The 26606-nt window shown below is 65.9% G+C and carries 24 protein-coding genes and 2 pseudogenes; 7 read left to right on the forward strand and 19 right to left on the reverse strand.

The window, feature by feature from the left end; genetic code table 11:
- Together RT662_RS01565 and RT662_RS01570 are read right to left on the reverse strand one after the other, a co-directional pair.
- The coding region (locus RT662_RS01565) for a S10 family serine carboxypeptidase-like protein (RefSeq protein ID WP_313668578.1) at positions 1 to 1532 on the reverse strand (1532 nt) is incomplete at its 3' end.
- 188 nt (positions 1533 to 1720) lie between these two features.
- Positions 1721 to 3940: a VacB/RNase II family 3'-5' exoribonuclease gene (locus tag RT662_RS01570; protein WP_313668579.1), complete on the reverse strand. Its 2220-nt coding sequence runs from the start codon at positions 3938 to 3940 to the stop codon at positions 1721 to 1723.
- A gap of 115 nt (positions 3941 to 4055) precedes the next feature.
- Between RT662_RS01570 and RT662_RS01575 the strand changes: the two genes are divergently transcribed.
- The 3 genes and pseudogenes from RT662_RS01575 to RT662_RS16200 form a co-directional block, all read left to right on the forward strand.
- Entirely contained in the window at positions 4056 to 5891 is a 1836-nt protein-coding gene (locus RT662_RS01575) for an ABC transporter ATP-binding protein/permease (RefSeq protein WP_313668581.1), read from the forward strand.
- A 407-nt stretch (positions 5892 to 6298) separates the two neighbouring features.
- Positions 6299 to 6673: pseudogene (locus RT662_RS16195) on the forward strand (trypsin-like serine protease); the annotation flags it as partial.
- A 468-nt stretch (positions 6674 to 7141) separates the two neighbouring features.
- Positions 7142 to 7237, forward strand: a pseudogene (locus tag RT662_RS16200) (PEPxxWA-CTERM sorting domain-containing protein); the annotation flags it as partial.
- Positions 7238 to 7311: 74 nt separating this feature from the next.
- Here RT662_RS16200 and RT662_RS01585 read toward each other — a convergent pair.
- From RT662_RS01585 to RT662_RS01610, 6 genes are all read right to left on the reverse strand, one after another.
- Positions 7312 to 7863: a fasciclin domain-containing protein gene (locus RT662_RS01585; RefSeq protein WP_409530125.1), complete on the reverse strand. Its 552-nt coding sequence runs from the start codon at positions 7861 to 7863 to the stop codon at positions 7312 to 7314.
- Between the two features lie 114 nt (positions 7864 to 7977).
- Entirely contained in the window at positions 7978 to 8739 is a 762-nt protein-coding gene (locus tag RT662_RS01590) for an anti-sigma factor domain-containing protein (RefSeq protein WP_313668585.1), read from the reverse strand.
- Positions 8736 to 9314, reverse strand: coding sequence for a sigma-70 family RNA polymerase sigma factor (locus RT662_RS01595; RefSeq protein WP_313668586.1), 579 nt, complete (start codon positions 9312 to 9314; stop codon positions 8736 to 8738). Before RT662_RS01595 ends, RT662_RS01590 begins: the two co-directional genes overlap by 4 nt.
- The gene (locus RT662_RS01600) at positions 9311 to 10069 is read right to left on the reverse strand and encodes an ATP-binding cassette domain-containing protein (RefSeq protein WP_313668589.1); all 759 of its coding nucleotides are present in this window, start codon (positions 10067 to 10069) and stop codon (positions 9311 to 9313) included. Before RT662_RS01600 ends, RT662_RS01595 begins: the two co-directional genes overlap by 4 nt.
- Complete coding sequence (locus RT662_RS01605) at positions 10066 to 10848, reverse strand: ABC transporter permease (protein WP_313668591.1); 783 nt, start codon at positions 10846 to 10848, stop codon at positions 10066 to 10068. The genes RT662_RS01600 and RT662_RS01605 overlap by 4 nt, the downstream gene beginning before the upstream one ends.
- Entirely contained in the window at positions 10839 to 11885 is a 1047-nt protein-coding gene (locus RT662_RS01610) for an alanine racemase (protein ID WP_313668593.1), read from the reverse strand. Before RT662_RS01610 ends, RT662_RS01605 begins: the two co-directional genes overlap by 10 nt.
- 60 nt (positions 11886 to 11945) lie before the next feature.
- Here RT662_RS01610 and RT662_RS01615 point away from each other — a divergent pair, with 60 nt between their 5' ends.
- Positions 11946 to 12179, forward strand: a complete 234-nt coding sequence (locus RT662_RS01615; protein ID WP_313668594.1) for a hypothetical protein — start codon at positions 11946 to 11948, stop codon at positions 12177 to 12179.
- Between the two features lie 34 nt (positions 12180 to 12213).
- Here the strand turns inward: RT662_RS01615 and RT662_RS01620 are convergent, their stop codons facing one another.
- The 5 genes from RT662_RS01620 to trmB all read right to left on the reverse strand — a co-directional run bounded on the left by RT662_RS01620 (position 12214) and on the right by trmB (position 16814).
- Positions 12214 to 13149, reverse strand: a complete 936-nt coding sequence (locus RT662_RS01620) for a ribose-phosphate pyrophosphokinase (protein WP_313668595.1) — start codon at positions 13147 to 13149, stop codon at positions 12214 to 12216.
- A gap of 88 nt (positions 13150 to 13237) precedes the next feature.
- Positions 13238 to 13636 carry an 8-oxo-dGTP diphosphatase MutT gene (mutT, locus tag RT662_RS01625; RefSeq protein ID WP_313668596.1) on the reverse strand — a complete coding sequence of 133 codons (399 nt, stop codon included), beginning with the start codon at positions 13634 to 13636 and terminating at the stop codon, positions 13238 to 13240.
- Complete coding sequence (locus RT662_RS01630; protein ID WP_313668600.1) at positions 13636 to 15054, reverse strand: M48 family metalloprotease; 1419 nt, start codon at positions 15052 to 15054, stop codon at positions 13636 to 13638. Before RT662_RS01630 ends, mutT begins: the two co-directional genes overlap by 1 nt.
- A gap of 56 nt (positions 15055 to 15110) precedes the next feature.
- Positions 15111 to 16061: an acetyl-CoA carboxylase carboxyltransferase subunit alpha gene (locus tag RT662_RS01635; RefSeq protein ID WP_022679536.1), complete on the reverse strand. Its 951-nt coding sequence runs from the start codon at positions 16059 to 16061 to the stop codon at positions 15111 to 15113.
- Between the two features lie 60 nt (positions 16062 to 16121).
- A complete protein-coding gene (gene trmB, locus RT662_RS01640) occupies positions 16122 to 16814 on the reverse strand; it encodes a tRNA (guanosine(46)-N7)-methyltransferase TrmB (protein ID WP_313668603.1) in 693 nt (230 codons plus the stop codon).
- 119 nt (positions 16815 to 16933) lie between these two features.
- Between trmB and RT662_RS01645 the strand changes: the two genes are divergently transcribed.
- Both RT662_RS01645 and RT662_RS01650 read left to right on the forward strand, forming a co-directional pair.
- Positions 16934 to 18454, forward strand: a complete 1521-nt coding sequence (locus RT662_RS01645) for an NAD(P)/FAD-dependent oxidoreductase (protein WP_313668605.1) — start codon at positions 16934 to 16936, stop codon at positions 18452 to 18454.
- An 89-nt stretch (positions 18455 to 18543) separates the two neighbouring features.
- On the forward strand, positions 18544 to 19962 hold the full coding sequence (locus RT662_RS01650; protein WP_313668607.1) for a nitronate monooxygenase: 1419 nt from the start codon (positions 18544 to 18546) through the stop codon (positions 19960 to 19962).
- Between the two features lie 71 nt (positions 19963 to 20033).
- Here the strand turns inward: RT662_RS01650 and RT662_RS01655 are convergent, their stop codons facing one another.
- Both RT662_RS01655 and RT662_RS01660 read right to left on the reverse strand, forming a co-directional pair.
- Complete coding sequence (locus tag RT662_RS01655; protein WP_313668609.1) at positions 20034 to 21041, reverse strand: NAD(P)-dependent alcohol dehydrogenase; 1008 nt, start codon at positions 21039 to 21041, stop codon at positions 20034 to 20036.
- Between the two features lie 81 nt (positions 21042 to 21122).
- The gene (locus RT662_RS01660; RefSeq protein ID WP_313668611.1) at positions 21123 to 22118 is read right to left on the reverse strand and encodes a D-glycerate dehydrogenase; all 996 of its coding nucleotides are present in this window, start codon (positions 22116 to 22118) and stop codon (positions 21123 to 21125) included.
- A 76-nt stretch (positions 22119 to 22194) separates the two neighbouring features.
- Between RT662_RS01660 and RT662_RS01665 the strand changes: the two genes are divergently transcribed.
- On the forward strand, positions 22195 to 22686 hold the full coding sequence (locus tag RT662_RS01665) for an SH3 domain-containing protein (RefSeq protein ID WP_313668613.1): 492 nt from the start codon (positions 22195 to 22197) through the stop codon (positions 22684 to 22686).
- Here the strand turns inward: RT662_RS01665 and RT662_RS01670 are convergent.
- From RT662_RS01670 to hemC, 4 genes are read right to left on the reverse strand one after another with little or no spacing between them, the layout of a single operon-like run.
- Positions 22683 to 24053 carry an MFS transporter gene (locus RT662_RS01670; protein WP_313668614.1) on the reverse strand — a complete coding sequence of 457 codons (1371 nt, stop codon included), beginning with the start codon at positions 24051 to 24053 and terminating at the stop codon, positions 22683 to 22685. The genes RT662_RS01665 and RT662_RS01670 overlap by 4 nt on opposite strands.
- Positions 24050 to 25033, reverse strand: a complete 984-nt coding sequence (locus tag RT662_RS01675) for a hypothetical protein (RefSeq protein ID WP_313668615.1) — start codon at positions 25031 to 25033, stop codon at positions 24050 to 24052. The genes RT662_RS01670 and RT662_RS01675 overlap by 4 nt, the downstream gene beginning before the upstream one ends.
- Before the next feature lie 9 nt (positions 25034 to 25042).
- Complete coding sequence (locus RT662_RS01680) at positions 25043 to 25690, reverse strand: uroporphyrinogen-III synthase (RefSeq protein WP_313668617.1); 648 nt, start codon at positions 25688 to 25690, stop codon at positions 25043 to 25045.
- On the reverse strand, positions 25690 to 26601 hold the full coding sequence (hemC, locus tag RT662_RS01685; protein WP_313668619.1) for a hydroxymethylbilane synthase: 912 nt from the start codon (positions 26599 to 26601) through the stop codon (positions 25690 to 25692). Before hemC ends, RT662_RS01680 begins: the two co-directional genes overlap by 1 nt.
- Positions 26602 to 26606 lie beyond the last annotated feature (5 nt).

The following is a 26606-nucleotide window of genomic DNA, read 5'->3' on the forward strand; positions in this document are numbered from 1 at the left end:
TACCTCAACGCCTCATCATACCAGGCCGCCACATCGTCCCGCATCTTGGCGAGTTCGCTTTCCGCCAGATAGATCATGTGACCCGACTGGTAATAGGTGAACTTGATGTTCTTGTTCAGTTCGGCCGGCAGCAACATGTGGCTGGCGTCGAATTCGGCGCCATAGAAGGGCGTCGCCATGTCGTAATAGCCGTTCAGGAACAGCACCTTCAGCTTCGGATTGGCACGCATTGTGTAGGCGAGATCGACAGCCGTGTTGGGCGTTGTCTGGCTCTGCCCACGCGGCGGGCGGTGGTTCCAGTCCCAGCTCCAGCCCGGTTCGCGCGCCGAAAGCTTGTAGGGCAGTTCGGTTTTCACGCCGAGGGTCTTCACCGCATAATCGTGGAAGGCGGAGACATAGGCGCCAGTGATGGCGGTGGAGGCCGGGTCTTCATCCGGCTGCGCGGCGTTGGCGTTTGTGGGCAGCAGCGTGTAGCGCGCGTCGAGGCGGCCGATGGAGAGACCACGCGTGCGCAGCAGTTCGGTCTGGAACAGGGCCAGGTCCACGCGCAGGTTGGCGCGCTTGAGGAAGTCCACCGAAAGCCCGGTATAGGCGTTCATCTGGCGGGCAACGGCGTCCTTTTCGGCGTCCGAGATTCTGCTGCCCTTGGCCAGTGCGGCGGCATAGGGGCCGCTGACGAAGCCGCGCACGTCGTTCACGAACGCATCGAGATCGGCCGGCTTCTGGCCAGGCAGCGTGCCGTGATACCAGGCGGTGGCGGCATAGCCGGGGAACAGCACCTGGTAATTCTGGTCATAACCGGGCTGGCGCACGCCGTAGTTCATGATGGTGGAGAGCAGCGCGACACCGTGCAGCGACATGCCGCGTTGTTCCAGGAGGGCGACGACCGCGCCGGAACGCAGCGTGCCGTAGGATTCACCCAGGATGAATTTCGGCGATTTCCAGCGGTTGTTCTTGGCCACGTAACGCATGATGGCGCGGGCAAAGGCATCGGCATCCTGATCGACGCCGTTGAAATCCTTGCCGGTCTTGTCGCCCAAAGGCCGCGACCAGCCGGCGCCCATGGCATCGATGAAGACGATATCGGTCTTGTCGAGCAGGCTCCACGGGTTCTGGGTCACGCTGTACTGATCGGGCGTCACATAGACCGGCTTGTCGGTCTTCACACGCACCGGGCCAAAGCTGCCCATGTGCAGCCAGATCGTCGCCGAACCCGGGCCGCCGTTGTAGAAGAAGGTGACGGGGCGGTTCGCTTCGCCGGTGGTGTAGGCGGTGTAGAACAGGCTGCCGGTGGGCCGGGCGTTGTCGTCACGGATGGTGAGCGTGCCGGCGGTGGCGGTATAGGCGACGGCCTTGCCCTTGATGCTCACGCTGCCCTTGGACACGGAGGCTTGTTCCTCGACCGGCGCGCGGGCGGTGGCGGCATCGGCTTCGGCGATCATGGCGTCACGCGGCGTCTGGCGCTTTTCCTGGGCGAGGGCGGGATGGGCAACGGCCAGCAGCAGGCCGGCGATCAGCAACTTGTTCAACATCAATCTCCCCTGAAATCCAGTGGCGCGGTGATGGCATGTCTTGGGTTCGCGCTCAATTCCGGCACGACTGTTTTTATCCCCGCCGTCACCCCGGCGAAAGCCGGGGCCCATCGCCTGCACGAGCTACCAGGCAAGACGGTCGGGAGATGGGTCCCGGCTTTCGCCGGGATGACGGGGTTGGTGGCTGATCACTTCCTGCCCCGCCGCACCCCCGGCGGGACACGTGACTTGCCAGGCCGGGGCGTGAACCCACGTGGCCGCGTCCGATCCCGGCGCGGACCGCTGCTGCTGCCGCCCTCTGGCAACTCAAAACGCAGCGATCCGGTGATCGGGCTGGCTTCGGCGAGGCGCAGTTCCATGCGCTGACCGACGGCATAGCGCGTGCCGGTTTGGATGCCTTCCAGGATGCGCGCGTCTTCATCGAACACGAAGCGTTCTTCACCCAGCGTGGAGACCGGCACCAGCCCGTCGCCGCCCAGCCCATCGACTGTGGCGAAGAAGCCGAACTTGGCCACGCCGGTGATGCGCGTCTGCACGATCTCGCCGACCTTGGTCGACAGGAACGCCGCGACATAGCGATCGATGGTGTCGCGTTCGGCTTCCATGGCGCGGCGTTCGGTCATGCTGATGTGATCAGCGGTCTTGGTCAGCCCCTTTTCCTCTTCCTTGTGCAGCGCGCCGTCGCCGAGCCGATAGGCCGCGACCAGGCTGCGATGCACCACCAGATCGGCATAGCGGCGGATCGGCGAGGTGAAGTGGGCATAACTGCCCAGGCTCAACCCGAAGTGGCCGACGTTGGCCGGCGAATAATAGGCCTGGGTCTGCGTGCGCAGCACCTGCTCGGTCACCTGCTCATAGTTTTCGCCGTCCTTGGCGCGGGCGAGGATGCGATTGAACACCGCCGGCTTGGCCACCTGGCCCAGCGCGATATTCTGCCCCAGCGTTTCGAGATAATCCCGCAGCGCGACGATCTTTTCGCGGCTCGGTGCCTCGTGGCAGCGGAAGATGCAGCCGGCTTTCTTCTTCTCCAGCGCCTTGGCCGCAGCGACGTTGGCGGCGATCATGTAATCTTCGATCACGCGGTGCGCGGTCAGATGCTCGCGGATCGAGATGCCGGCAATGCGCCCGGCCTCATCCAGCACCACGCGTTTCTCGGGCAGTTCCAGATCGAGCGGTTCGCGGTCGGCGCGCGCCTTGGCCAACGCACCCCATGCGGCCCACAACGGTTGCAGCACATGCAGCCACTCGCCCTTGGCGGCATCCATCGTCGCCTGCGCTTCCTCATAGGCGATGTTGGTGACGCAGCGGATGGCGGCGCGGGTGAAGCGCCAATCGAGCAACTTGCCTTCGGGATCGATGTGCAGATGGCAGGCCAGCACGGCGCGGTCTTCATTCTCCACCAGGCTGCACACGTGCGCCGACAGCACTTCGGGCAGCATCGGCACGACGCGATCAGGGAAATAGACGCTGTTGCCGCGGCTGCGCGCCGAACGGTCGAGCGCGGTGCCGGGGCGCACGTAAAAGCTCACATCGGCAATGGCGACGATGGCGCGGAAATGGCCCGGCTTTTCGTCATCCGGCGCCGCCCACACCGCATCATCATGATCGCGCGCGTCGGCGGGATCGATGGTGAGGAACGGCAGCGCGCGCAGATCCTCCCGATCGCCAAGTGATTGCCGGGCCATGCGCTCGGCTTCATCGAGCGTCGATTCGTCAAAGCGGTTGGGGATGCCCTTGGCGTGAATGGCGATCAGGCTGAACGATTTGGGCTGGAACGGATCGCCCAGCACTTCGACAACGCGGCCATATTGGCGCGGCGGGCGGCCCGATGGCTCGGCCAGTACCAGATCGCCAGGCTGGCCGTCGCCAGGATCGTTGATCGCCAGATCGGTGCGCGCCTTCTTGTCCACCGGCACCAGCCGCCAGCCCAACGCTTCCTTGCGCAAGATGCCGAGCACAAACTCTTCGGATTTCGCCAGCGCCTTCATCGGGAACGCCAGCAGCCCGCCGCCCTGTTCCTCGATCCGCGCCAGCAGCCGATCACCCAGACCAAACGCGCCGCGGCGGCGCGGCTCGATCACCCGCAGGCGCGGCGGCGGGGTGGCGTGTTCCCATCTGTCGGGCACGGCAATCGCCACGCCATCGGCAACATCACAGATGCGGATCACCGTCACCTTGGGCAGGCCGCCGCCCTTGTGCAGGTTGCGGCCGGGGCCGGTTTCCAGTTCGCCGGCCTCCATCATCTCCTTCAGCAGGGCTTTCAGCGCGATCTTGTCCTGAGCGTGCAGGCCGAACGCCTTGGCGATCTCGCGCTTGCCCACGCTGGTTTTCTGGGTGGCGATGAAATCCAATATGGCTTGCCGATCAGGCAGGCCGGGATGCGGGTTGTTGCGGGGGGTGCGCGGCATGGGATTACCATGGGCGTTTGGGGCAGGTGGGGCAAGTGCGCCCCCACCCTTCCGCTTGCGGAAGGGACAATCCATCCCATTGTGCGGAAACCCGACGCGGCCCATATGCGTCCCCATGCAATCCATGGCCGCTCCGTCCGGCCCGCCGCAGGGTGAGGCCGACTTCAAGACGCTGAAGCGTTTCCTGCCCTATCTGTGGCCGGCCGATCGCTCCGATCTGAAACTGCGCGTGGTCGGCGCGCTGTGCCTGGTGCTGCTGGCCAAAAGCGTCATGCTGGCCATGCCCTACACGCTGAAGCTGGCGCTGGATGCGATGTCCGCCAATCTGTCGGGCGGCGCCGGTGTGGCGATGGCGCTGGTCGCCTCCTATGCGCTCGCCCGCTTCGGCGGCGTGCTGTTCGACAATTTCCGCAACGCCCTGTTCGAAAAGGTTGGCCAGGAAGCCGCGCGGCACCTCAGCCTCGATGTGTTCAGCCACATCCACCGGCTTTCGCTACGCTTCCACCTCGAACGCCGCACCGGCGCCCTCACCCGCCTGATCGAACGCGGCACCAAGAGCATCGACACGATGCTTTATTTCCTGCTGTTCAACATCTTCCCCACCGTGATCGAACTCACCGCCGTCTGCATCCTGTTCGGGCGCGGGTTTGGCTGGGAACTGGTGCTGGCCACGCTGGGAACCGTGGCGGCCTATATCGTCTACACCCAGCGCATCACCGATTGGCGCGCCAATCTGCGCCGCCAGATGGTGGAAAGCGATCAGAAGGCGACCGCGCGGGCGGTGGACAGCCTGCTGAACTACGAAACGGTCAAATATTTCAACGCCGAAGCGCATGAGAACGCCAATTATGGCCACGCCATCAAGCGCTACACCGATGCTGCCACCAAGTCCGAAGTCAGCCTGGCCTGGCTCAACATCGGGCAAAGCTTCATCACCAACGCCCTGATGGCCGGCGCATTGGTCTATGTCGTCTGGGGCTGGGATCAGGGCCGCTTCACCATCGGCGATATCGCCTTCGTCAACGGCTTGCTCATGCAGCTGTTCCGCCCGCTCGATCTGCTCGGCATGGTCTATCGCGAGATCCGCCAGGGCCTGATCGACATGGAAGCGATGTTCCGCCTGATCGATACCTCACCCGAAATCGCCGATGCGCCCGATGCGGTGCCGCTGCAGCTGGCCGGCGCCCGCATCACCTTCGAAGCGGTGCAATTCGGTTACGATCCGCGCCGGCAGATATTGCACGGAGTGAATTTCGACGTGTCGCCGGGCCGCAAGCTCGCCGTTATCGGGCATTCGGGCGCCGGCAAATCAACGCTCAGCCGCATCCTCTACCGCTTCTACGACATCCAGGGCGGCCGCGTGCTGATCGACGGGCAGGATATCGCCCATGTCACGCAAGACAGTCTGCGCCGCGCCATCGGCATCGTGCCGCAGGATACGGTGCTGTTCAACGACAGCATCGGCTACAACATCGCTTATGGCCGGCCTGACGCCAGCGAGGCGGAAATCATCGCGGCAGCACGCGGCGCGGCCATCCACGATTTCATTCTCAGCCTGCCCGATGGCTACAAGACGCAGGTGGGCGAACGCGGGCTGAAACTGTCGGGCGGGGAAAAACAGCGCGTCGCCATCGCCCGCACCATCCTGAAAAACCCGGCGATCCTGATCCTCGATGAAGCCACCAGCGCGCTCGATTCGGCGACAGAAGCCAGTATCCAGGAGGCGCTGGGCGGCGTTTCCGCCGGGCGCACCACCATTGTCATCGCCCACCGCCTTTCCACCATCACCGATGCTGATGAAATCATCGTGATGGACGCCGGCCGCATCATCGAACGCGGCCGCCACGACGAGCTGCTGGCCCGCGCCGGCGCCTATGCCGAGATGTGGGCGCTGCAACAGGCCGAGGAAGACTCCCCCACAGACGACCGGGCCGAACCTGCCACGGCCTGAACCAACACGCTGAGATTGCGCGCAAACTCCATCGCTCCATCGAACAAGCTGCCCCCCGGCGTGGCGGCCAGTGCAGTCGCGTCGGTCAACCTTGCCGCAGGCGCTGGCCGACATGAAATTTTCGTTGCAAATGCGTAAATCTCTTAATAGTAAATTTACCTAGTATTTACTGTTAGAGGGGCAATTCGATGCGTAATGTAACAAAAATGCTGCTGGTAACAACGGCGACCGCGATGGCCATTCCGGCCTTCGCCGCGCCAAGGACCCAGTCGGGCAGCTTTGGTGACCTCGCCTGGGAGGCGACCAGCAAGATCGTTGGCGTGACGTCAACCGCAACCGCGGTTGCCGGTGGCGACTCGCGCTATTTTGCGACTGCGCCGAAGTATAGCGGCACCGTGGCGCTGCTGATGGATTACGGCGGCGGCCAGGTCTTCATCTGCTCCGGCTCGCTGATGTCGGATCGCGTGTCGATCCTCACGGCGGCCCACTGCGTGTCCGATGGCGCCGGCACGGCCGGTCCGCTCAGCACCCGCGCCTTCTTCTACGGCGGCCCGGGTGGCCAGAGCGCCGATCCGGATTTCCTGCCGACGCTGAACGGTGTTACCCGCAACGTCAGCGGCACGATCGTGAACAGCGCCTACACCGGCTTCGTGATCGATCAGAACGACATCGCCGTGCTGCGCCTTAATCGCGCCGCACCGTCGTGGGCCACTAGCTATGAACTGTCGGATCTGACCGATCTGACCGGGCAGGACTTCAACGTCGCCGGTTACGGTGCCCGCTCCACCATCGGCGGCGACTTCGGCAACAACGCCGGCACCGGTCGCCTGCGCCAGGGTGACAACAACATGGCCTGGCGCGTGGGTGATGCGGTCTTTGACGGCCGCGGGTACAACATCTTCGGGCCGCAATCGCGCACCGAATTTTCCTACCTAGCCGATTTCGACAATGGCCTGGCCGCCAACGATGCAAGCTGCCGCTTGGCCAGCGCGGGCAACTTCACTGGCCTCGGCATCGCCGGCACCGCCAAGTTCTGCAATCTGGGCCGTGGCGCCAGTGAAGTGGCCGTTGCCGGTGGCGATTCGGGCGGTCCGCAGTTCGATCAGTTCGGCCGCATCATGTCGGTGACCAGCTATGGGATCAGCTTCGGCACCGCTTTCGGTGACATCCGCGGTGGCCTCAACAGCAGCTTCGGCGAATTCAGCGGCTATGTGCCGGTGTATATCCACAAGGATTTCATCGCCGGCGCCATGGCCGTGCCGGAACCGTCGAGCTGGGCGATGCTGATCGCCGGCTTTGGCCTGGTGGGCGCCACCGCCCGCCGTCGCCGCGCCATCACGGCCTAATCAGCTCCAGCTGAAGAAAATCGGGGGCCGGCTCGCAAGAGCCGGCCCCCTTTTTCACGCAACAAACGAAACGCTTACGGCAGCACGACCGCGTCAACCACGTGGATCACGCCGTTGGACTGCATCACATCGGCCACGCGCACGTGGCTCATGCCGCCCTTGGCATCGCGCAGCATGACAAGGTTGCCCATCATGGAGGCGGTCAGTTTGCCGCCCTGCACAGTGGTCAGCTCGGCCTTGCCGCCGCCGGCCTTGATGGCACCGACCACATCAGCGGCGGTGAACTTGCCCGGCACCACGTGATAGGTGAGCACGGCGGCGAGCGTGGCCTTGTTTTCCGGCTTCAGCAGATTTTCCACCGTGCCGGCCGGCAGCTTGGCAAAGGCGGCGTTGGTAGGAGCGAACACGGTGAACGGGCCCTTGCCCTTCAGCGTATCGACCAGGCCGGCAGCCTTCACGGCGGCCACCAGCGTGGTGTGATCAGCCGAGTTCACGGCATTATCGATGATGTCCTTGGTCGGCAGCATGGGGGCGCCGCCCACGATTGGCTGTGCGCTGGCCATGGGGGCAAGGCCGGCCGCAGCAATGGCAAACAGCGCGGCGCGCAGGGCAGTGTTGGAACGCATGAGATTCTCCATCTCGTTGATCAGGTGCCGCCGGGATAGGCGGGCCCCTCAGTTACGCAAGATGGGTGGCAAGGCTGCGCTTGCCAGTGCCGCTGCGACGAAATGGGCCAGCAATCAGGCGGCTGACAATTTTCCCGTGGCGATCACTGGCCCGGTGGGCGCACCGGTGGGCGAACCGCCGGTGGGTTCGATCGAAATGGCCAGCACCGCCCCAGGTTTCAGCCCAGCCAGCCGGTCACGCGGGATCGCCTGGCTGCGACCGGCAGCAATATCGATCACGCCCAGCGACCGCGGCGGATTCTTGCCTTCGATCACCCACAATTCCGGCACCTTGCCGCCGGTGGCCTGATCGCTGGCTGCAACCGGGGCAAAGCGCACCTGGCCGCTGGCCGGATCATAGGCGGCGGCAATCAGCGGTTTGCCATCGGCATCGGCCAATGTGGCCACCAGCGCCGGACCCCCGGCCACCTCGGTCGGCACACCGGGCGCCACGGCGCCGGGTTGCACCAGAACGGCGACGGCCACCGCCGCCAGCACCGGGCCACCGAACGCCAGCCCCCGCCACAGGCCGACACTGTTCCACCAGCCGCCGGACATCGCCGGCTGCGGCGCGGCACGGCGTGGCTGCGGCTCAATCTCTGCCGCGATTCCAGCCCATACCGATGGCGGCGGGGCAATGCCCGGCGTCACATCATCCAGCGGCGCCAGCATCACCTGCCAGCGTTCAACCGCGGCACGGAATTCGGGATCGCTCATCAGGCGCAGTTCGGCCGCCTTGCGCTCGGCGCGGCTGCCGCCACCCAGCGCATGGTCCATGGCCAGCGCTTCCAGTTCGGTCAGGCCATCAAGGCCGCTCGGTTGGGGCTGCTGGCTCATGCCTGGCTCCCTTCCAGCTGATCGCGCAGCCGGATCAGGCCGCGCCGCACCCAGCTTTTCAACGTGCCCACCGGCACCTGTTCGCGCGCCGCCAGTTCATCATAGGTGACGCCATCAAAATAGCAGGCGCGGATGGCGGCGGCATGGCGCGGTTCCAGCGTTGCCAGGGCGGCCGCGATGCGCCGCGCATCCTGATCATGGATCAGCCCGGCATCGGCGGAGGGGCCGTCATCGGCCAGATCAAAGGCAGACTCCACCGGCGCATGGGCGCGTGGTGGGCGGGCACGCAGCCGATCGATGGCGCGGTTGCGCGCGATGGTGGCCGCCCAGGTGATCGGGCTGGCTTTCGCCGCATCAAAGGTCGCCGCCTTGCGCCACACGCTGAGATACACTTCCTGCAACACGTCTTCGGATTCCTGCCGTTCGACCAAGATACGCAGGATCACGCCGAAAAGTTTTGCACTGGTGCGATCATAGAATGTCTGGAAGGCGGCGGCATCGCCATCGGCCACCCGCTGCAGCAACCTCGCCAGTTCAGCCCCACCAGCAGTAACTGCTTGATTCGGGCGGTTCATGGCCGGGCACCCGGCATCTGGATCGGGCCTTCGGTGCTCCCGGTGATGAACTGGCGCACGTAAGCATTGTCGCAGCCATCAAGGCTGGCCAACGGCCCGTTCCAGATGATCTTTCCTGCGTGCAGCATGGCAACCCTGTCGGCGATCAAACGCACACTCGCCATGTCGTGCGTAATGGTAATTGCGGCGATTTTCAAATCCGTAACCAGCGTGCGGATCAGCGTGTTGATGACCGCCGCCGTGATCGGGTCCAGCCCCGCCGTCGGTTCATCGAAGAAGATGATCGGCGGGCGCGCTGCAATGGCGCGAGCCAGGGCGACACGTTTCTGCATCCCGCCGGAAAGCTCCGCAGGCTTCAAGTCGGCCACCTCCGCTGCCAGGCCAACGCGGGCAAGATTGTCGATGGCGGCGGCCTTGCGCTCCGCTGCGCTGCCAGGCAGCGCAAAACTGATGTTGCGCCACACGGGCAGCGAATCGAACAGTGCACCGCCCTGGAACAACATGCCGAAGCGGGTGCGGTGGGCATCTAGCGCGGCGCCCTTCAGCCCGGCGACTTCCTGCCCATCCACCTTCATCGATCCTGCATCGATCGGGATCAGGCCCAATATGCACTTCAGCGTCACCGATTTGCCGGTGCCCGACCCGCCGATGATCACCAGGCTTTCGCCCGGCATCACCGCCACATCAAGGCCATCGAGCACCTGGCGGCTGCCAAAGCGCTTGGACACGCCGCTCAGTTCAATCCGGGGAATCATGATCCGAACACGATCACGGTGATGATCAGGTTGGACAGCAGGATCAGGATGAAGCTGGAAACGACGGCATTGGTGGTCGCCCGCCCCACCCCGGCCGCGCCGCCGCCGCTGTGATAGCCATGGTAACAGCCCATCAACGCGATGAAAAATCCGAACACGCCGGCCTTCACCAGCGACGAGACGACGTCATCCACCTCAAGATAGCGCTGCGTCGTCGCCAGATATTGGGCGCTGTTGAAGCCCAGCCGCTGGGTCGCCAGCAGCCAGCCGCCCATCACGCCCAGTGCGTTCGACACCAGCACCAGGAACGGCATCACCAGCACGGCGGCGAGAATGCGTGGGCCCACCAGCCAGCGGAAGGGATCCGTGCGCAACGTCACCAGCGCGTCGATCTGCTCCGTCACCCGCATCGTGCCCAATTCGGCCGCCATGGCGCTTGCCACCCGCCCGGCCACCATCAGCCCGCCCAGCACCGGGCCCAACTCGCGCACGACGCCGATCACGGTAACGGCTGGGACGGTAGACGCCGCGTTGAAGCGGCTGCCCCCAATGAAGATCTGCTGCGCCAGCGCCGAACCGGTGAAGATCGCGGTGAGGCCAACCACCGGCAACGACAGCCAGCCGATCACCAGCATCTGCTGTGCCAGTTGCGCCGGATACCAGGGCGGCTGCAGCATCCGGGTGAGCGCGGTGACGGCAAAGCGCGTCAGCCGGCCGATTGCCGCGAACGCCGCCAGCACCGGCGCGCCGATGGCGACCAGCGCGGCGATCACGCCCACACCCGATCAAAGCGCTGGCCCAGCGCCACCAGCAGTTCATAGCTGGTCCGGCCCGACAGGCTGGCCATGGTTTCGGGATCGAAGGGGATATCGAGCCAGTCACCTTCGGCCAGCGCCGGCGCGTCGGTAACGTCGAACGCGGCCAGATCCATGGAAACGCGGCCAGCTGCCGGGCAGCGCACGCCGGCCACCTCTGCCCAGCCGGCTCCCGACAGGCCGCGCGCATAGCCATCGGCATAGCCCAAGGCCACCGTGGCAATACGGCTGGGCCGTGTGGCGGTGAACGCGGCGGCATAACCCACCGTGCCGCCGGCCGGCACGTCGCGCAGCTGGATGATGCGGGCCTGCATGCGCGCCACCGTGCGCGACACCCGGCCATCAGGCATCAGCCCGCCGCCAAACAGGCCGATGCCGGGGCGCACCAGATCAAGATGAAAGGCCGCACCGAGCGCAATGCCGGCACTGTTGGCCAGTGCATAGGCGTCTGCCGGCACCCGCGCTGTCACGTCGGCAAAGCAGGCGCGCTGCGCTTCATTCAGCGGGTGCGCCGGACTGTCGGCACAGGCGAGATGGCTGTGCAGCACCGCCACCGCCATCCCGGCCAGCACATCCGCCGTTTCCGCCGGGGCGAGGCCCAACCGGTTCATGCCGCTGTCCACCATCGCTTCACACGGCCGCCCGGTCTGCCGCCACAGTGCGACCTGGGCCGCCGTCACCAGCACGGGCCGGGCCGGCAGAGCCAGCGCGGCGGCCATCTCTTCGGCGGTAACGCCGTGGAGGACGGACAAGGTGACGCCATCGGGAAGCGGCAACAATGGCGGCACTTCCTGCCAGTGCGCCACATAGAAATGCCGGCAGCCCGCCGCGGCAAACCGCACCAGCGCTGCCCGCGCGCCCAAGCCATAGCCATCCGCCTTGATCGCCGCACCGCAGGCGGCACCAGCCACGGCACCGGCGAAATCCTGCCAATTAGCAATCAGCGCCGCACTATCGAGCAGCAGCCGCGCTTGCGGCGGAGGAGGGTCCGGGGGTGACACAGCACCGGATTAGTGCGGTTGTTCATGGCGGCGCAAGCCATTGCGGTGTATCAGGACTCCATGAACCGCACGATCATCACCGCAGCTCTTGGTGCCTTGGCCATTGCCATGGGCAGCGTCTTGGCGCTTGCTCCGGCCCATGCCCAAGCCCAACCCAAGCCCGACACCGAATTCTGCGCCAAGATGCGCGCCAAGGATCCGGGCGGCATCTGCACGGCCAAGGGCGAATATGTGACGCCGGAAAAGGTCTACAAGCCCGATGGCACGGTGATCAATCGTTCCACGGGTGATTGAGGCGGGCGGCGATTGAGGCAGCGGGCTGCAACTCTCAATCGAACAGGCTGCTGACCGAACTTTCTTCTGCCGTCCGTCGCATGGCTTCGGCCAGCAGCGGCGCGATGGTGATGCGGCGCACCTTCTGCGCGGCCTTGACCGCAGCCGTGGCCGCGATCGAATCGGTGACGACCAGTTCCGACAGCGCCGAACCATCGACACGCGCCACCGCGCCGCCAGACAGCACGCCGTGGCTCACATAGGCCGTCGCACTCTGCGCGCCGGCCTGGAGCAAGGCTGCAGCCGCGTTGCACAGGGTGCCGGCCGAATCGACGATATCATCGACCAGGATGCAGCGACGGCCGCGCACATCACCGATGATGTTCATCACTTCGGATTCACCCGGGCGTTCCCGACGCTTGTCGACGATGGCGAGCGGGGCATTGCCCAGCCGCTTGGCCAGCGCACGGGCGCGCACCACGCCGCCCACGTCAGGCGAGACGACCATCAGATTGTCCATGCCCATGCGCGCGGTGATGTCGGCAGCCATTACCGGGGCGGCAAACAGATTGTCGGTCGGAATATCGAAGAAGCCCTGGATCTGGCCGGCGTGAAGATCCACGCTGAGCACACGATCGGCGCCGGCGGTGGTGATCAGATTGGCCACCAGCTTGGCCGAAATCGGCGTGCGCGAGCCCGATTTGCGATCCTGGCGTGCGTAACCGAAATAGGGCACCACCGCCGTGATCCGCCGCGCCGACGCGCGGCGCAGCGCATCGATGCAGATCAGCAATTCCATCAGATTGTCATTGGCAGGGGCGGCGGTGGACTGGACCACGAACACATCTTCGCCGCGCACATTCTCATGGATTTCAACGAAGATTTCTTCATCGGCAAAGCGGCGCACCGAAGCGCTGGTGAGCGGGATTTCCAGATAGGCGGCAATCGCCTGGGCCAGTTCCGGGTTGCCGTTGCCGGCCAGAATCTTCATTTCGCGCGCGCCTGACTGAGGGGTGTGGGCTGACGGGTTTGGCCGGCCATAGCCGCCCTGTCACATGGGTGCAACCTTGGCTGCGGCTTCACGCGCCGATTGCGGCCACCAAAGCCTCGACCAAGGGCACATCGGCTGGCGGCATCGGCAGCGCCGCCATCACTTCCGGGCGCTCCCAACGCAGCGCCTGGCCATCACGGCCGTGCGGCTGCCCCTGCCACTGCCGGCACCAGTACAGCAGCATCACCAGGTGGAAATCGGGATAGGCAAAGCTCACGAAGGTGAAGGGTGCCAACCCCTCGGCCACGATGCCCAGTTCCTCCTCCAATTCGCGTACCAGCGCGGTCTCCGGCGATTCGCCGGGCTCCAGCTTGCCGCCGGGAAACTCCCACATCCCGGCCAGCGATTTGCCTTCCGGGCGCTGGGCGAGCAGCACCCGGCCTTCGCCGTCCACCAAGGCGGCGGCCACCACGTGAACGATCTTCATCAGCGCACGACGACCAGCTTCACACGGTCGCCGGCCTTCAACCGGGCACTGGCCTCCAGCTGATTGAGGGTGAGGAAGCGCGCCATCTTGTCGTCATCATAAGCCATGCGGTTGGCAAGGCTTTGCAGCGTGTCGTTGGCCCCTACACGCACCACCTGGATGCGGCGGCTGCGGATGCTGGCGATGTCCTGCGGGCCGAGCCGGCGCACACTGGCCGCCACCGGCGTCACGCCCGCCAATTGGCCCTGTGGCGCAATGCTGACCAAGGTGAGCGCCAGCTGCGGCGACCAGCGGTAGACGGTGAGCGTGGCTTCCACCGGGCCGGCCTGTGATCCGGCGCGGATGCTGCCTTCCAGCGCCTCTACCCCGTTGATGCGGGTGGCGCGCATAGGCTGGGCCGAAACGCCCAGTTGCTGCCAGCGCGCGCCGGCAATGCTGTTCAGATCGGCGGCGCGCGCATCGGCGGCACGCAGATCGAATTTCAGATTGCCCGGCCCGCTGCCGGTGACCGCTTGCGGGCTGTTGGCAATGGCAAAACCCCGCGGCGCATCGAGGGCCAGCGCCAGCCCGCCGTGGCGGAAGCCGCTGCCCACCACCACGCCTTCGGCTGGATCATCATCATAGATCATGCCGTCGATGGCATTCAGGAACGCATCGCGGTTGAGGGTGCGGCTGGAGGTGCGAATCGCCTGTGCCTCGCTGCGCATCCGGGCCACGCGTTCGCCGCTGGGCGGATGGGTGGAAAGCCACTTCGATGGTTCGGCGCCGCCCTGGCCCTTCAGCCGCGCTTCCAGCGCCGTCTGCGCGCCCAGCGCGGCCAGGCTGTCAGTGGCAGCATCGGGATCATAGCCGGCATTGACCAGATAACGTACGCCCAAGCTGTCGGCCTGGCGTTCCTGATCACGGCTGTAACCCAGCGTCGTCAGCCCGGCGACCACGCCGGCACCGCGCCCGATCAGATCGGACCCGGTGAGCACCCCGGCCACGCCGGCCAGCACGTTGGACAGCGCGGCGCGGTTCTGACGCTTCTGCCCGTGGCGGGCGGCGACATGCGCCACTTCATGGCCCATCACGAAGGCCAGTTCGGCCTCGTCGTTCATCAGCGCCAGCAGCTGGCGAGTGATGTAGACATAGCCGCCCGGAATGGCGAACGCGTTGTTCACGTTGGAATTCAGCAAGGTGACGGTGTAATCCGTCGCCCGCGCGCCTCCGCCCGATTGCACGGCGATTTTCTGGCCCACGCCGCGCACATAATCCGCCACCGGCCCGCTCATGGCACCGCCGAACTGCTGCAGGATCTGCGGATGGGCCTGCGCGCCCGACCGGCGCTCGCTTTCGGTCAGGCCGGGGGGTGCCTGCGCCAGCACCGGGGCTGCCAGCAAGGCTGACAAGGCAAGCGTGCGAACCAGATTCTTCATCGGCGCAGCATAACGTGAAAGCGGGTCACCGCGCCAGACGGCGGCGGCCGGCGGTTCTAAAGATTGCGGCCCATCGCCAGATATTTGGCGCGGCGGGCCTTCACCAACGCCGCCGGTGACAGCGCCAGCAACGGCTGCAATTCGCTGGCAATCGCCATCGACAGCGAGGCAATGGCGGCGGCCGGATCACGATGGGCACCGCCCAGCGGTTCGGACACGATGGTATCGATCACGCCCAGCGCCTTGCAGTCGGCCGCCGTCACCTTCATCGCTTCGGCGGCATCCGCCGCGCGATTGGCCTGCTTGTCGGCATTGCGCCACAGGATGGAGGCACAGCCTTCTGGCGAGATCACCGCATAAACCGCGTGTTCCAGCATGATCACCCGATCCGCCGCCGCGATGCCGATGGCACCGCCCGACATGCCTTCACCGGTGATGGCGGTAATGATCGGCACAGGCGCGCCCAGAAAGGCGGCGGTGGCACGCGCAATGGCTTCGGCCTGGCCGCGGGCTTCACCGTCGACGCCCGGATAGGCGCCGGCACTGTCAACCAGGGTGATCACCGGCACGTTGAAGCGGGCGGCGAGTTCCACCAAGCGGGCTGCCTTGCGATAGCCTTCGGGCCGGCCCATGCCGAAATTGTGGCGAACGCGGGATGCGGTGTCGTTGCCCTTTTCATGGCCGATCAGCATCACCGGCACGTTCAGCCCGCGCAGCTTGCCCAGTCCACCCAGGATGGCGAGATCCTCGCCATAGGCACGATCGCCAGCCAGCGGCGTGAAATCCTCCACCAGTGCCTTGGCGATGTCGGAAAAATGCGGCCGCGCCGGGTGACGGGCCACCAGCGTCTTCTGCCATGGCGACAGCTTCGCATAGGTTTCGGCCAACAGGCGGCGCGCGGCGCCTTCGGCGTGGCGGGCGCCGGCATCATCGCCGGCAGCGCGATAATCGGTCGCGCGCTGGGCGATCTGGGCGATCGGCTTTTCAAAGTCGAGATAGGTGCTCACAAGGCTTGGCCTAGGCGAAATGACGCGGCGTGGTCAATGGCCGCAACGTCACAGCCAAGCTCACTGCCGCTGCCAACGGAAATACCACACCTCATGGCCCAACCGGCGCGCCTTGGCTTCATAGCGCGTCTGCGGCCAATCGGCGGGGCGGGTGAGGAAATCCGCCGCCGTGTCGCCCAGCCAGCGGAAATCGCGGCGCTTGCCCATCTGCATCAGGGCCCAGCGGCAATAGATCGGGTGATCGGTACCGAACCGGAACTCGCCGCCCGGTTTCAGCACGCGGGCGATGCGATCGATCGGGCCTGGATTCATGAAACGGCGCTTGGCGTGGCGGGCCTTGGGCCACGGGTCCGGGTGGAGCAGGAACACGCGTTCCACGCTCGCTTCTGGCAGCCGTTCCAGCACATCAAGCGCGTCGCCATGATGGATTCGCACGTTGGTGAGACTATTGTCACGCACCGCCATCAGCGCGCCGACCACGCCGTCCACAAACGGTTCCGCACCGATCAGGCCAACATCGGGGCGCATCGCCGCCTGCCCGGCCATGTGCTCGCCCTTGCCAAAGCCGATTTCCAGCCACAGCGGGCGATCATTGCCAAACAGGCCCGGCGCCGTGATCGCGCCTTCGGCTGGCACCGCAATGCGCGGCAACAGATCGGCAAACAATTCGGCCTGGCCCTGGCGCAAGGCGTGGCCCTGCCGGCGGCCATAAAGGCGGCGGATGGTGGTGGGATCGGAAGCGGTGTCAGACATGGTGGGCGCCATGCCCGATTGCGCGCCTGTGGAAAAGGGCAGGCGTGGCCTTTGATCCAGATCAAGGCACTACGCTACCAGCGGCCCGAAACTGCAACACAGATCTGGGAGGATAGATGATGGACGCTCACACCCCGGCCCGCCCGGCCCCTGAAGGCGCGATCACCGATGTTGATGTGCTGGTGATTGGTGCCGGCATTTCCGGGCTCTCTGCGGCCTGGCACCTGCAGCAGCGTCTGCCGCACAAGCGCTTCCTGGTGCTGGAACGGGAGGCGAGTTACGGCGGCACCTGGCTCACCCACAAATTCCCCGGCATCCGTTCCGATAGCGATCTCTATACATTCGGCTTCGGCTTCAAGCCGTGGGTGGGGCCGCCGATCGCCACGGCCGCCGAAATCCAGGCCTATCTGGGCGAGATGATCGAGGAGAACGACCTTGATCGCCACATCCGTTACAACCACAGCATCGAAACCGCCGAATGGGACAGCGCCGCCGCCCGCTGGACGGTCACGGCCTGCCTGTCTGATGGGACGCGCCGCCAGTTTCTCGCGCCGTTCCTGTGGATGGCGCAAGGCTATTACCGGCATCATCAGGGCTATTGGCCGGACTATCCAGGCATGGCCGATTTCAAGGGCCCGATCCTCCACACCGAGGAATGGGACGAAGCCACCGATTACAGCGGCAAACGAGTCGTGCTGATCGGATCGGGCGCAACGGCGGCCACCGTGGTGCCGGCGATGGCGGAAAAAGCTGATCACATCACCATGATCCAGCGCAGCCCGACCTATTTCATTCCCGGCCGCAATGAAAACGAGATGGCCGAGCTGTTGCGCCCGATCGGGGTGGACGAAGCCACCATCCACGACATCGTGCGCAAGAAGGTGATTTACGATCAGGATCAGGTCGTGCGCCAATGCCGGGAAGCACCCGAAGCAATGGCGGCCGAACTGCTGGCCGGGGTGCAAGCGCTGCTGCCAGAAGGGTTCGACATGCGCCACTTTACGCCCGCCTATCGCCCGTGGCGGCAGCGGATCGCCTTCGTGCCCGATGGCGATCTGTTCGCCGGCGTGCGTGCCGGCAAGGCCGATGTCGTCACCGGCACGATTGCGCGCTTCACGCCCGATGGCGTGGAGATGCAGGATGGGACCACCGTCCCGGCCGACATGATCGTGCTCGCCACCGGCTTCAATCTGTGCGTGTTCGGTGACATCGCCTTCTCGATCGACGGCAAGCCACTGGACATGGGCGATACTGTCACCTGGCGCGGCATGATGTTTACCGGCGTGCCCAACCTTGTCTGGGTGTTCGGCTATTTCCGGGCGAGTTGGACACTGCGTTCCGACATGATCTCTGAATTCACCTGCCGGCTGCTGCAGCACATGGACGACAAAGGCGTCGACAGGGTCGAGGTGGTGTTGCCGCCCGACCTTGTCGACAGCCCACGCGGCCTTTGGGTCGATCCGGATGACTTCAACCCCGGTTATCTTGCCCGCGGCCAGCACCTGCTGCCGAAAACCGCGCCCGGGCCGGAATGGCGCCACACCCAGGATTATTGGCGCGAAAAGGATGAGATCCCGCAGGTTGATCTCGACGGGCCGGCCTTCCGCTATGCCAGATGCAGGCTGCCTATGACCACCTGAGACAACAGCACGGCTTGCACACTGCCACATCTTTGCCGCAAGAGGGCGGTGGCCGGTGGATGGGTCCGGCCGTGACAGAACGGAAAACGATGCTTTCTGGTGTGAAATCGCTGGTGATGGGTGGCCGCGAGGTGTGGCCGCTGGTGGAAGGCGGCAAGGGTGTTTCCGCCACCAACCACGCCTCTTCGGGCGCATGGGCACTGGCGGGTGGCGTGGGCACGGTCTCGGCCGTCAACGCCGACAGCTATGATGCCGACGGCAACATCATCCCGCAAATCTACCGCGCCGCCACCCGCCGCGATCGTCATGAAGAACTGGTGCAGTACGGCATCGATGGCGGCATAGCCCAGGTGCAGCGCGCCTATGAGATCGCCGCCCCGGAATTGCAGCGCGGCATCGGCGCCATCAACATCAATGTGTTGTGGGAAATGGGCGGGGCCCAGCGCATCCTGCATGGCGTGCTGGAAGGCACGCGCGGCATGGTGAACGGCGTAACCTGCGGGGCCGGCATGCCCTACAAACTCTCCGAAATCGCTGCGCAATATGGCGTGCATTATTACCCGATCATCAGCTCGGCTCGAGCCTTCCGCGCGCTTTGGAAGCGCGCCTATTCCAAGGCGGCCGAGTGGCTGGGCGCGGTGGTGTATGAAGACCCGTGGCTGGCCGGTGGCCACAACGGCCTGTCCAACGCCGAAGACCCGCGCGCACCCCAGGATCCATACCCGCGCGTTGCCGAGCTGCGCGCCACCATGCGGGAACTCGGCGTGTCCGAATCAGTGCCGATCGTGATGGCCGGCGGCGTGTGGCGGCTGGACGAATGGGCCAACTGGTTCGACAATCCCGAATTGGGCCAGGTGGTGTTCCAATTCGGCACGCGGCCGCTGCTGACGCAGGAAAGTCCGATTCCGCAGGCGTGGAAAGAGCGCCTGCTGCATCTGAACGAAGGCGATATCCTGCTGCACAAGTTTTCGCCGACCGGATTCTATTCGTCGGCCATCCGCAATCCTTACCTGCGCGCGCTGGAAACGCGCAGCGAGCGGCAAATCGCCTTTTCCACCACCGCAACCGGTGATCACCAGTTTGCGCTGGATGTCGGCGTCGGCAGCAAACGCTTTTTCGTGACCGGCGGCGATCTGCTGCACGCGCGCGAATGGCATGGCGCGGGCTTTACCGAAGCGCTGAAAACCCCGGACAACACACTGGTGTTCGTGACCCCGTCCGACCGCGCCACCATCCGCAAGGATCAGGCCGATTGCATGGGCTGTCTGTCGCACTGCGGCTTTTCGGCGTGGAAGGATACGGATAGCAACAGCACCGGGCGTCTCGCCGATCCGCGCAGCTTCTGCATCCAGAAAACACTGCAGGATATCGCCCATGGCGGTGATCCCGAACAGAATCTGGCCTTTGCCGGCCACAGCGCTTACCGCTTCGCCAGCGACCCTTGGTATTCGAACGGCTTCATCCCGACGGTGAAGCAACTGGTGGACCGGATTCTCACGGGGGCTTGAGGTTCAGGCAGAAGTGAGGCCTCCGGCGGGCAGGGTCGCAGACCCTGCCCGCCGGAGGCCCCTTTCCTTCCTCAGATGTCGACGCAGATCTTGCCGAAATGCTTGCCCGATTCCTGGTGGCGGAACGCCGCGCCCAGTTCGGCCAGCGGGAAGTGCGAATCGATCACCGGGCGGATGCCGTTCTGGTTGATGGCGCGGATCATGTCCTGCTGCTGGCGGCGCGTGCCGACGGTGATGCCGATCAGGCGGATCTGTTTCGCCATCAACTGCACGGTGGAAACCGGCCCGGCATAGCCGGCGAGCACGCCGATCAGGCTGATATGGCCGCCCACGGCGCAGGCGGTGATCGATTCGGGCATGGTGCCTGCCCCGCCGATCTCGACGATATGATCCACGCCGCGGCCCTGGGTGAGCTTCATGGCTTCCGCGCCCCAGCCGGGGGTGGATTTGTAGTTGATCAGGTGATCGGCGCCCATCGCCGCCAAGCGGCCGAGCTTTTCGTCGCTTGAGCTGGTGGCGATCACAGTGGCGCCCATCGCCTTGGCAAATTGCAGCGCAAAGATGGAAACGCCGCCGGTGCCCTGCACCAGCACGACATCGCCGGCCTTCAGATTGCCTTCCGGTACCAGCGCCCGCCAGGCGGTGAGGCCGGCGCAGGTGAGGGTGGCGGATTCGGCATGGGAATAGCCGAACGGCGCGTGGGTGAAGCTGGTGGCCGGCGCGACCACTTCTTCCACCGCATAGCCATCGGCGCCATCGCCCGGCACGCCGGCAAAGCCCGCCATGTTGGGCTTGCCGTCGAGCCAGGTCGGGAAGAAGGTGGAGACCACCATGTCGCCGGGGCGGAATTCGGTGACGCCATCGCCCACGGCCAGCACTTCGCCGGCGCCATCGCTCATCGGGATGCGGCCATCGGGAGTGGGGATGCCGCCCACCACGACGATATAATCGTGATAATTCAGGCTTGATGCGCGCAGCCGCACCTTGATCTGGCCGGGACCGGGTGCGCCGGGTTCGGCCATGTCTTCATGGCGCAGATTGTCGATCCCGGCGGGGTGGCGGAGGCGGATGGCTTTCATTGGGCAGGCTCCCTTGGTTGCGGGCAGCCTAGCGCGGCAGGAGCGATTGGCTTCCCTCCCGCTTGCGGGAGGGAAAGAGCGTCAGACCCAGCCTTCGAGAACAATATCCGGCGGCCGATGCCCATCCACCCACACGCGAATGTTGGCGATCACCTTTTCGCCCATCGCCTGCCGCCCTTCGAAGGTGGCGCTGCCCATGTGGGGCAGCAGCACCACATTGGTCATCGCCAGCAGACGCGGATCGACCGCCGGTTCATGTTCGAACACGTCCAGCCCGGCCCCTGCGATCTGCCCGGCGGCCAGCGCTTCGGACAGCGCATTTTCGTCCACGATCTCGCCGCGCGCCGCGTTGATCAGATAGGCGCTCTTCTGCATCAGGCCAAAGCGGCGCGCGTCGATCAGATGGTGCGTGTCAGGCGTGTGCGGGCAGTTGATGGTGATGATGTCCACCCGCGCCAGCATGGCATCAAGATCGGCCCACCAGGTCGCTTCCATTTCCGCCTCCACACTGGCCGGCAGGCGGTGGCGGTTGTGGTAATGCACGGTCAGGCCGAAGGCGCGGGCACGGCGGGCGACGGCGCTGCCGATGCGGCCCATGCCGATGATGCCCAGCCGCTTGCCGGTAATGCGGTGGCCCAGCATGCCGGTGGGAGACCAGCCGGCCCATTCGCCGGCGCGCACCAGTTTTTCACCAGCGCCCAACCGGCGCGGCACCGCGAGGATCAGCGCCATCACCATGTCGGCGGTGTCGTCGGTCAGCACGCCGGGCGTGTTGGTCACCGTCACCTTGGCCGCGTGGGCAGCATGCAGATCGATGTGATCGACACCCACGCCAAAATTGGCGCACAGCTTCAGCCGGCCTGCCTCGGCCGCCGCCGCAAACACCGCCGCATCAACATGATCCGTCACGGTGGGCACCAGCACGTCGCAGTTGCGCGCCGCCGTGCAGAGCTGTTCCTGCGTGAATGGGGTATCGGTGAGATTCAACTCGACATCGAACAATTCGGCCATTCGGGTTTCCACGGCCTGCGGCAGGCGGCGGGTGACGATGACCTTGGGGCGGGGCTTGTTGGGCATGAACGGGTCCGAATTCAGGTTCGCAGCGATGGGCAAGGCTTGCGCGGCAACGGCCAAACGGTCAAGAGGAAGGCCCATGAAGACCGCCCTGCTCCTGTCAATTGCGCTCATCGCGAGCCCGGTGTTCGCCGCCGAATTCGCCGATGGCACCACCGATTTGCCAAAACCACGCTTTGTCTCGATCAAGGGCGGCAGCGCCATGATGCGATCTGGCCCGGGCGAGCGTTTTCCCATCCTGTGGGAATACAAGCGCCCCGGCCTGCCGATGGAAATCCTCAAGGAATATGAGATCTGGCGGCAGGTGCGCGATCCCGATGGCACCATCGGCTGGATGAACAAGGCGCTGCTCACCGGGCAGCGCACCGGCATGGTGCGGGATCAGCAGCGCTTGCTCTACGTCGCGCCCGACATGAAGAGCCGCATCGCCTGGCGGATCGCACCAGGCGCGGTGGTGAACATCACCCTGTGCGAGGATATCTGGTGCCGGGTGAGCAAGGATGGCAAATCCGGTTACATCCTGCGCGGCCAGATGTGGGGCACTTACGCGCGCGAGAAGATCGAAGGCTAAAGCTTCCCGCCGCCGCGCACGAACAGCAGCAGCGCCAACCCCACCGCCAGCAGGCCGATCACCGGCACGAAGCCGGCCGCCTGGCTGCCGCCGATGCGAGTCGCCTGCTCTACCAGCAGCGGCCCCAGCCACATGGTGGCGGTGCCCGACAAGGCATAAAGCCCGAAAAATGCCCCCAGCCTGTCTGGCGGCACCAGCCGGGTAAGCAGCGTGCGTGACGACGCATAGGCCGCCGTGACGGTGATGGCGAGGCCGCAACCCAGGCCCAAGAACACCAGTTCCGGCAGGGTGGTGAACATCGGCGCGTCCCAGATTGGCGTGGCCGCAGCCGGCTGGAAAAGGATGCGATCCTGCCCCATCCCCAGCACCAGTGATTGCAAGACAATCAGCAGCAGCAGTTCCAGCATCAAGGCATGGCGCGGCCCCAGCCAGCCATCCAGCCGCGGCGCCAGCAGGCCACCCGCCACCGCCGCACAACTGAGCACGATGCCATAGCCCAGCATCGGCAACGTGCCCCAGCCCATGGTGCCGGCCGCATAGATGCCGCCAAACAGCAGGATAGCGGTGAGACCGTCGGTAAAAATCATCCGCGCCAGCAGATAGAGCAGGGGATTGGCATTGCCGCGCACATCGCGCAGCAACCGCCACAGATCGTTGGCGCCGCCCACCAGCGCGGCGCCCAGCCGGGCACTGGTGCGCGGCATGTCGGGCACGGATCGGAACAACGGGATGCTGCCCACAAGCATCAGCGCCCCCACGATGGGCCCGGTGATGCGCGCCGGTTCGCCCAGCGCCGGATCAAGGCCCAGCAATGGGGTGGCCGGCACGAAGGCCCAATCCACCGATCCCGGCAGCGCAAAGGCCAGCAGCACGAACAGCAGCAGCCCCACGCTCATGGCATTGCCGCCGGCCAGCCCCAGCCCGCTGGCCTGCGCCACCCCGGCATGGCCGGCCGCCGGCACCAGCAGCGCATTGTGCAGCATCTCGTGTGCGGAAAACAGCCAGGTCATCACCGCGCCGGCGCCGATCACCCACATCACGCCCAGCCCGGCATGGCCGGCCGGCATCACCCACCACAGGCTGGTCGTGATCACCACCATTGCCAGCACGACCGGCGCCAGCAGCGGCTTGCGTGGCCCCAACCGGTCGATCGTGGCGCCCAGAAGCGGCATGGACAGCATCACTGCCCAGCCTCCCCATTTGCCGCCCTGTGCCACCAGCGCCTGGCCCTGCACCGGATCGCCCACCACGGCGCGCACGAACCACGGCATGAAGATGTAGATGGTGATCAGGATCACATAGGGATCACGCACCGCCTGGGCCAGCGCCCAGGCCCTTGTTGCACGCGGGGATGCGGTATCGCTCAACGCGTTGGCGCAGTGACAGCGACTGGTGCCGGCAGCGGCGCAGCGGCAGCAGCCTCCAGTGCCACCAGCGCGGTCTCGCCGGCCAACAGGCGATCCGCAGCCGCCAGCCAGCCACGCACCGTGGCATTGCCGCGCAGCGCCGTCGACCGGCGCAGTGCGGCCGCCGCCGCCGCCACATTGCCGCGCGCCATCAAGCCTTGCGCCTGTGCCACCGGGCCAGCACCTTCGCTGGCGGAAAAGGTGGTTTCCACCCGCCGCATGAAGGCCTGCCACCAATCGGGCCGCGTGGAGCCCGGCCCGGCATCCGAAAGCCCGGCCAGTTGCCGTGCCAGTTGCAACCGCGTCGCCGGCGCGGCCGACAGCGCCTCCAGTGCCGCCACTTCGTCGGCATATTGCTCGCCAAACAGCCGGCGCGTGGCCGGCAGCAGCGCATCGAGCGAACGGCCATCTTCTACTGCGCGGCGCAGCAACAGCACGGTGAGCATCGATTCAGCCCGATCGGCGGCACCCTGCGCAGCGGCGACCACGCTGGCGTCGCGGGCTTCCGTGGCCGCCAATCGTTCGGCCAGCCGGGCGAACTGGCGGTTGAGTTCATCGATGCGCTCGGCATCGCGCTGGATCTGATCGGTGCTGCTTTCCACCTTGGCTTCGGTGCGGGCCAGCCGCTCCGATGGCACCACCGGCGCCGCCCCCCGGGCGCGTTCCAGCGCCGCCAGCCGCTTTTCCAACGCATCGGCCTCGCCACTGCTTGCCGCCACCACGAACGGCAGCCGGCCGCGCACCGCCTGTTCGAACCACGGGTTGGCAATCAGCCCGGCAGCAAAGGCGAACAGGGCCGCCGCAATCGCCCAGGCAAAACCGCCGCGCCGCGCAGTCTGCTGCGCGCGCGCCGGCCCCGGCGCCATCAGCCGGGCGCGCAGCCGTTCGGTGGCGGCCAAGCTCGATTCCCCGATGTCGCTGCGGTCGAAAGGATCGTTCATGGCGCCTTCCTACAAGGCTTTGGGCAGCATCGCCAGCAGGGCCACATCGTTCGGCTTCGGCGCGGCGACGGCGCTGCCCCAGCCGCCGCCCGCCGCTGCCAGCGTGGCTGGGCTGATGGCAAACAGCGCCAGCGCTGCGCGCCGGCCACCAAGCCGATCCCATTCCGCTGCAAACTGGCCGGCCGTGCGCGGTGAGTGCAGCAGCACGGCTGCAATATCGGGCAAGGCCGGCAACGGCTGCAGCGGCGTTTCATAGACGGCGATGCGGGTGAGGCACAGGCCGGGCGGCACCACCACTGCCGTCACATCAGCGCCGGCCAGATGCAGATACTGCCCAGCCGCAAGACCATCGAGCAGTGCCTGCATCGTTCCCGGCCCGGTGCTGACATCGATCCAACCTGCCGCACGCGCAGCCCTGGCAGTTGCTTCCCCCACCGCATGGGCGGACACCGCCTTTAGTGCATCGGCCTGCGCGCCGGCATGACGCACCGCCGCCGCGCTCGACAATATCACGGCATCGGGCAGCGCTGTTGGCACCACCCACGGAAGGGGGCGCGTTTCCAGTAGCGACTGCACCACCGCTTCATGCCCCAGCGCCGCCAGCCGGGCGGCAGTCGCGTCCGCACCCGGCTGCGGGCGGACAACCAGGATGCGCATCAGGCGGTGAACAGCCCGCGCACCGCCGGCCCGGCGCGGCCAAGCAATTCGGCAGCCAGTTCGGCTACCCGCTCGTGCGCTTCGTGCAGCGATGCGTTGAAGCCGCCCTCCTGGCACTCGCTGCCGTCTTCGGCGAGGATCTGGCCGCGGAACGTGACGCCTTCGCCTTCCAGCCGGGCCAGCGCCGCCACCGGCGAATGGCAGGTGCCGCCCAGTGCCGCCAGAAAGGCGCGTTCGATGCTCACACACTGGAAGGTGGGCAGGTGGTTGATCGGTTCCAACCGCGCCAGCGTCGCTTCATCGCCGTCGCGGGCGGTGATGCCCACGGCGCCCTGCGCACTGGCAGGGAGCATCTCGTCGAGCTCGATGAGGCTGCCGACCGTCTGACCCAGCCGGTCGAGGCCGGCGGCGGCCAGCAGTGTGGCATCGATAACGCCCGCTTCAACCTGGGCCAGCCGGCGCGCAACGTTACCGCGCAGGATTTCGGTCACCAGATCCGGCCGCTTCGCCTTCAACTGCGCCGCCCGGCGCGGGCTTGAGGTGCCGATGCGCGCACCCTGCGGCAGAGCAGAAATGCTCGTCGCCCCGATCAAGCGCTCCCGCACATCAGCGCGCGGCAGCATGGCGGCGAGCGCGATACCGTCTTTCAGCAGGGTTTCGACGTCCTTCATCGAATGCACGCCGATATCGATTCGGCCGTCCATCAGGGCGGCGTCCAGCTCCTTGGTCCACAGCGCCTTGCCGCCGATTTCGGCCAGCGCCCGGTCCTGCACCTTGTCGCCGGTGGTGTGGATGATGATGATTTCCACATCGGCCTCGCCCCAGCCGTGGGCGGCCTTCAGGGCGTCAGCCGTCATGTTGGCTTGCGCCAATGCAAGCGGGGAACCACGGGTGCCAATCTTGAAGCTCATGACCG

Source organism: Sandarakinorhabdus sp. (genome assembly GCF_032115815.1).
In the GTDB taxonomy this organism is placed as follows: Bacteria; Pseudomonadota; Alphaproteobacteria; order Sphingomonadales; family Sphingomonadaceae; genus Sandarakinorhabdus.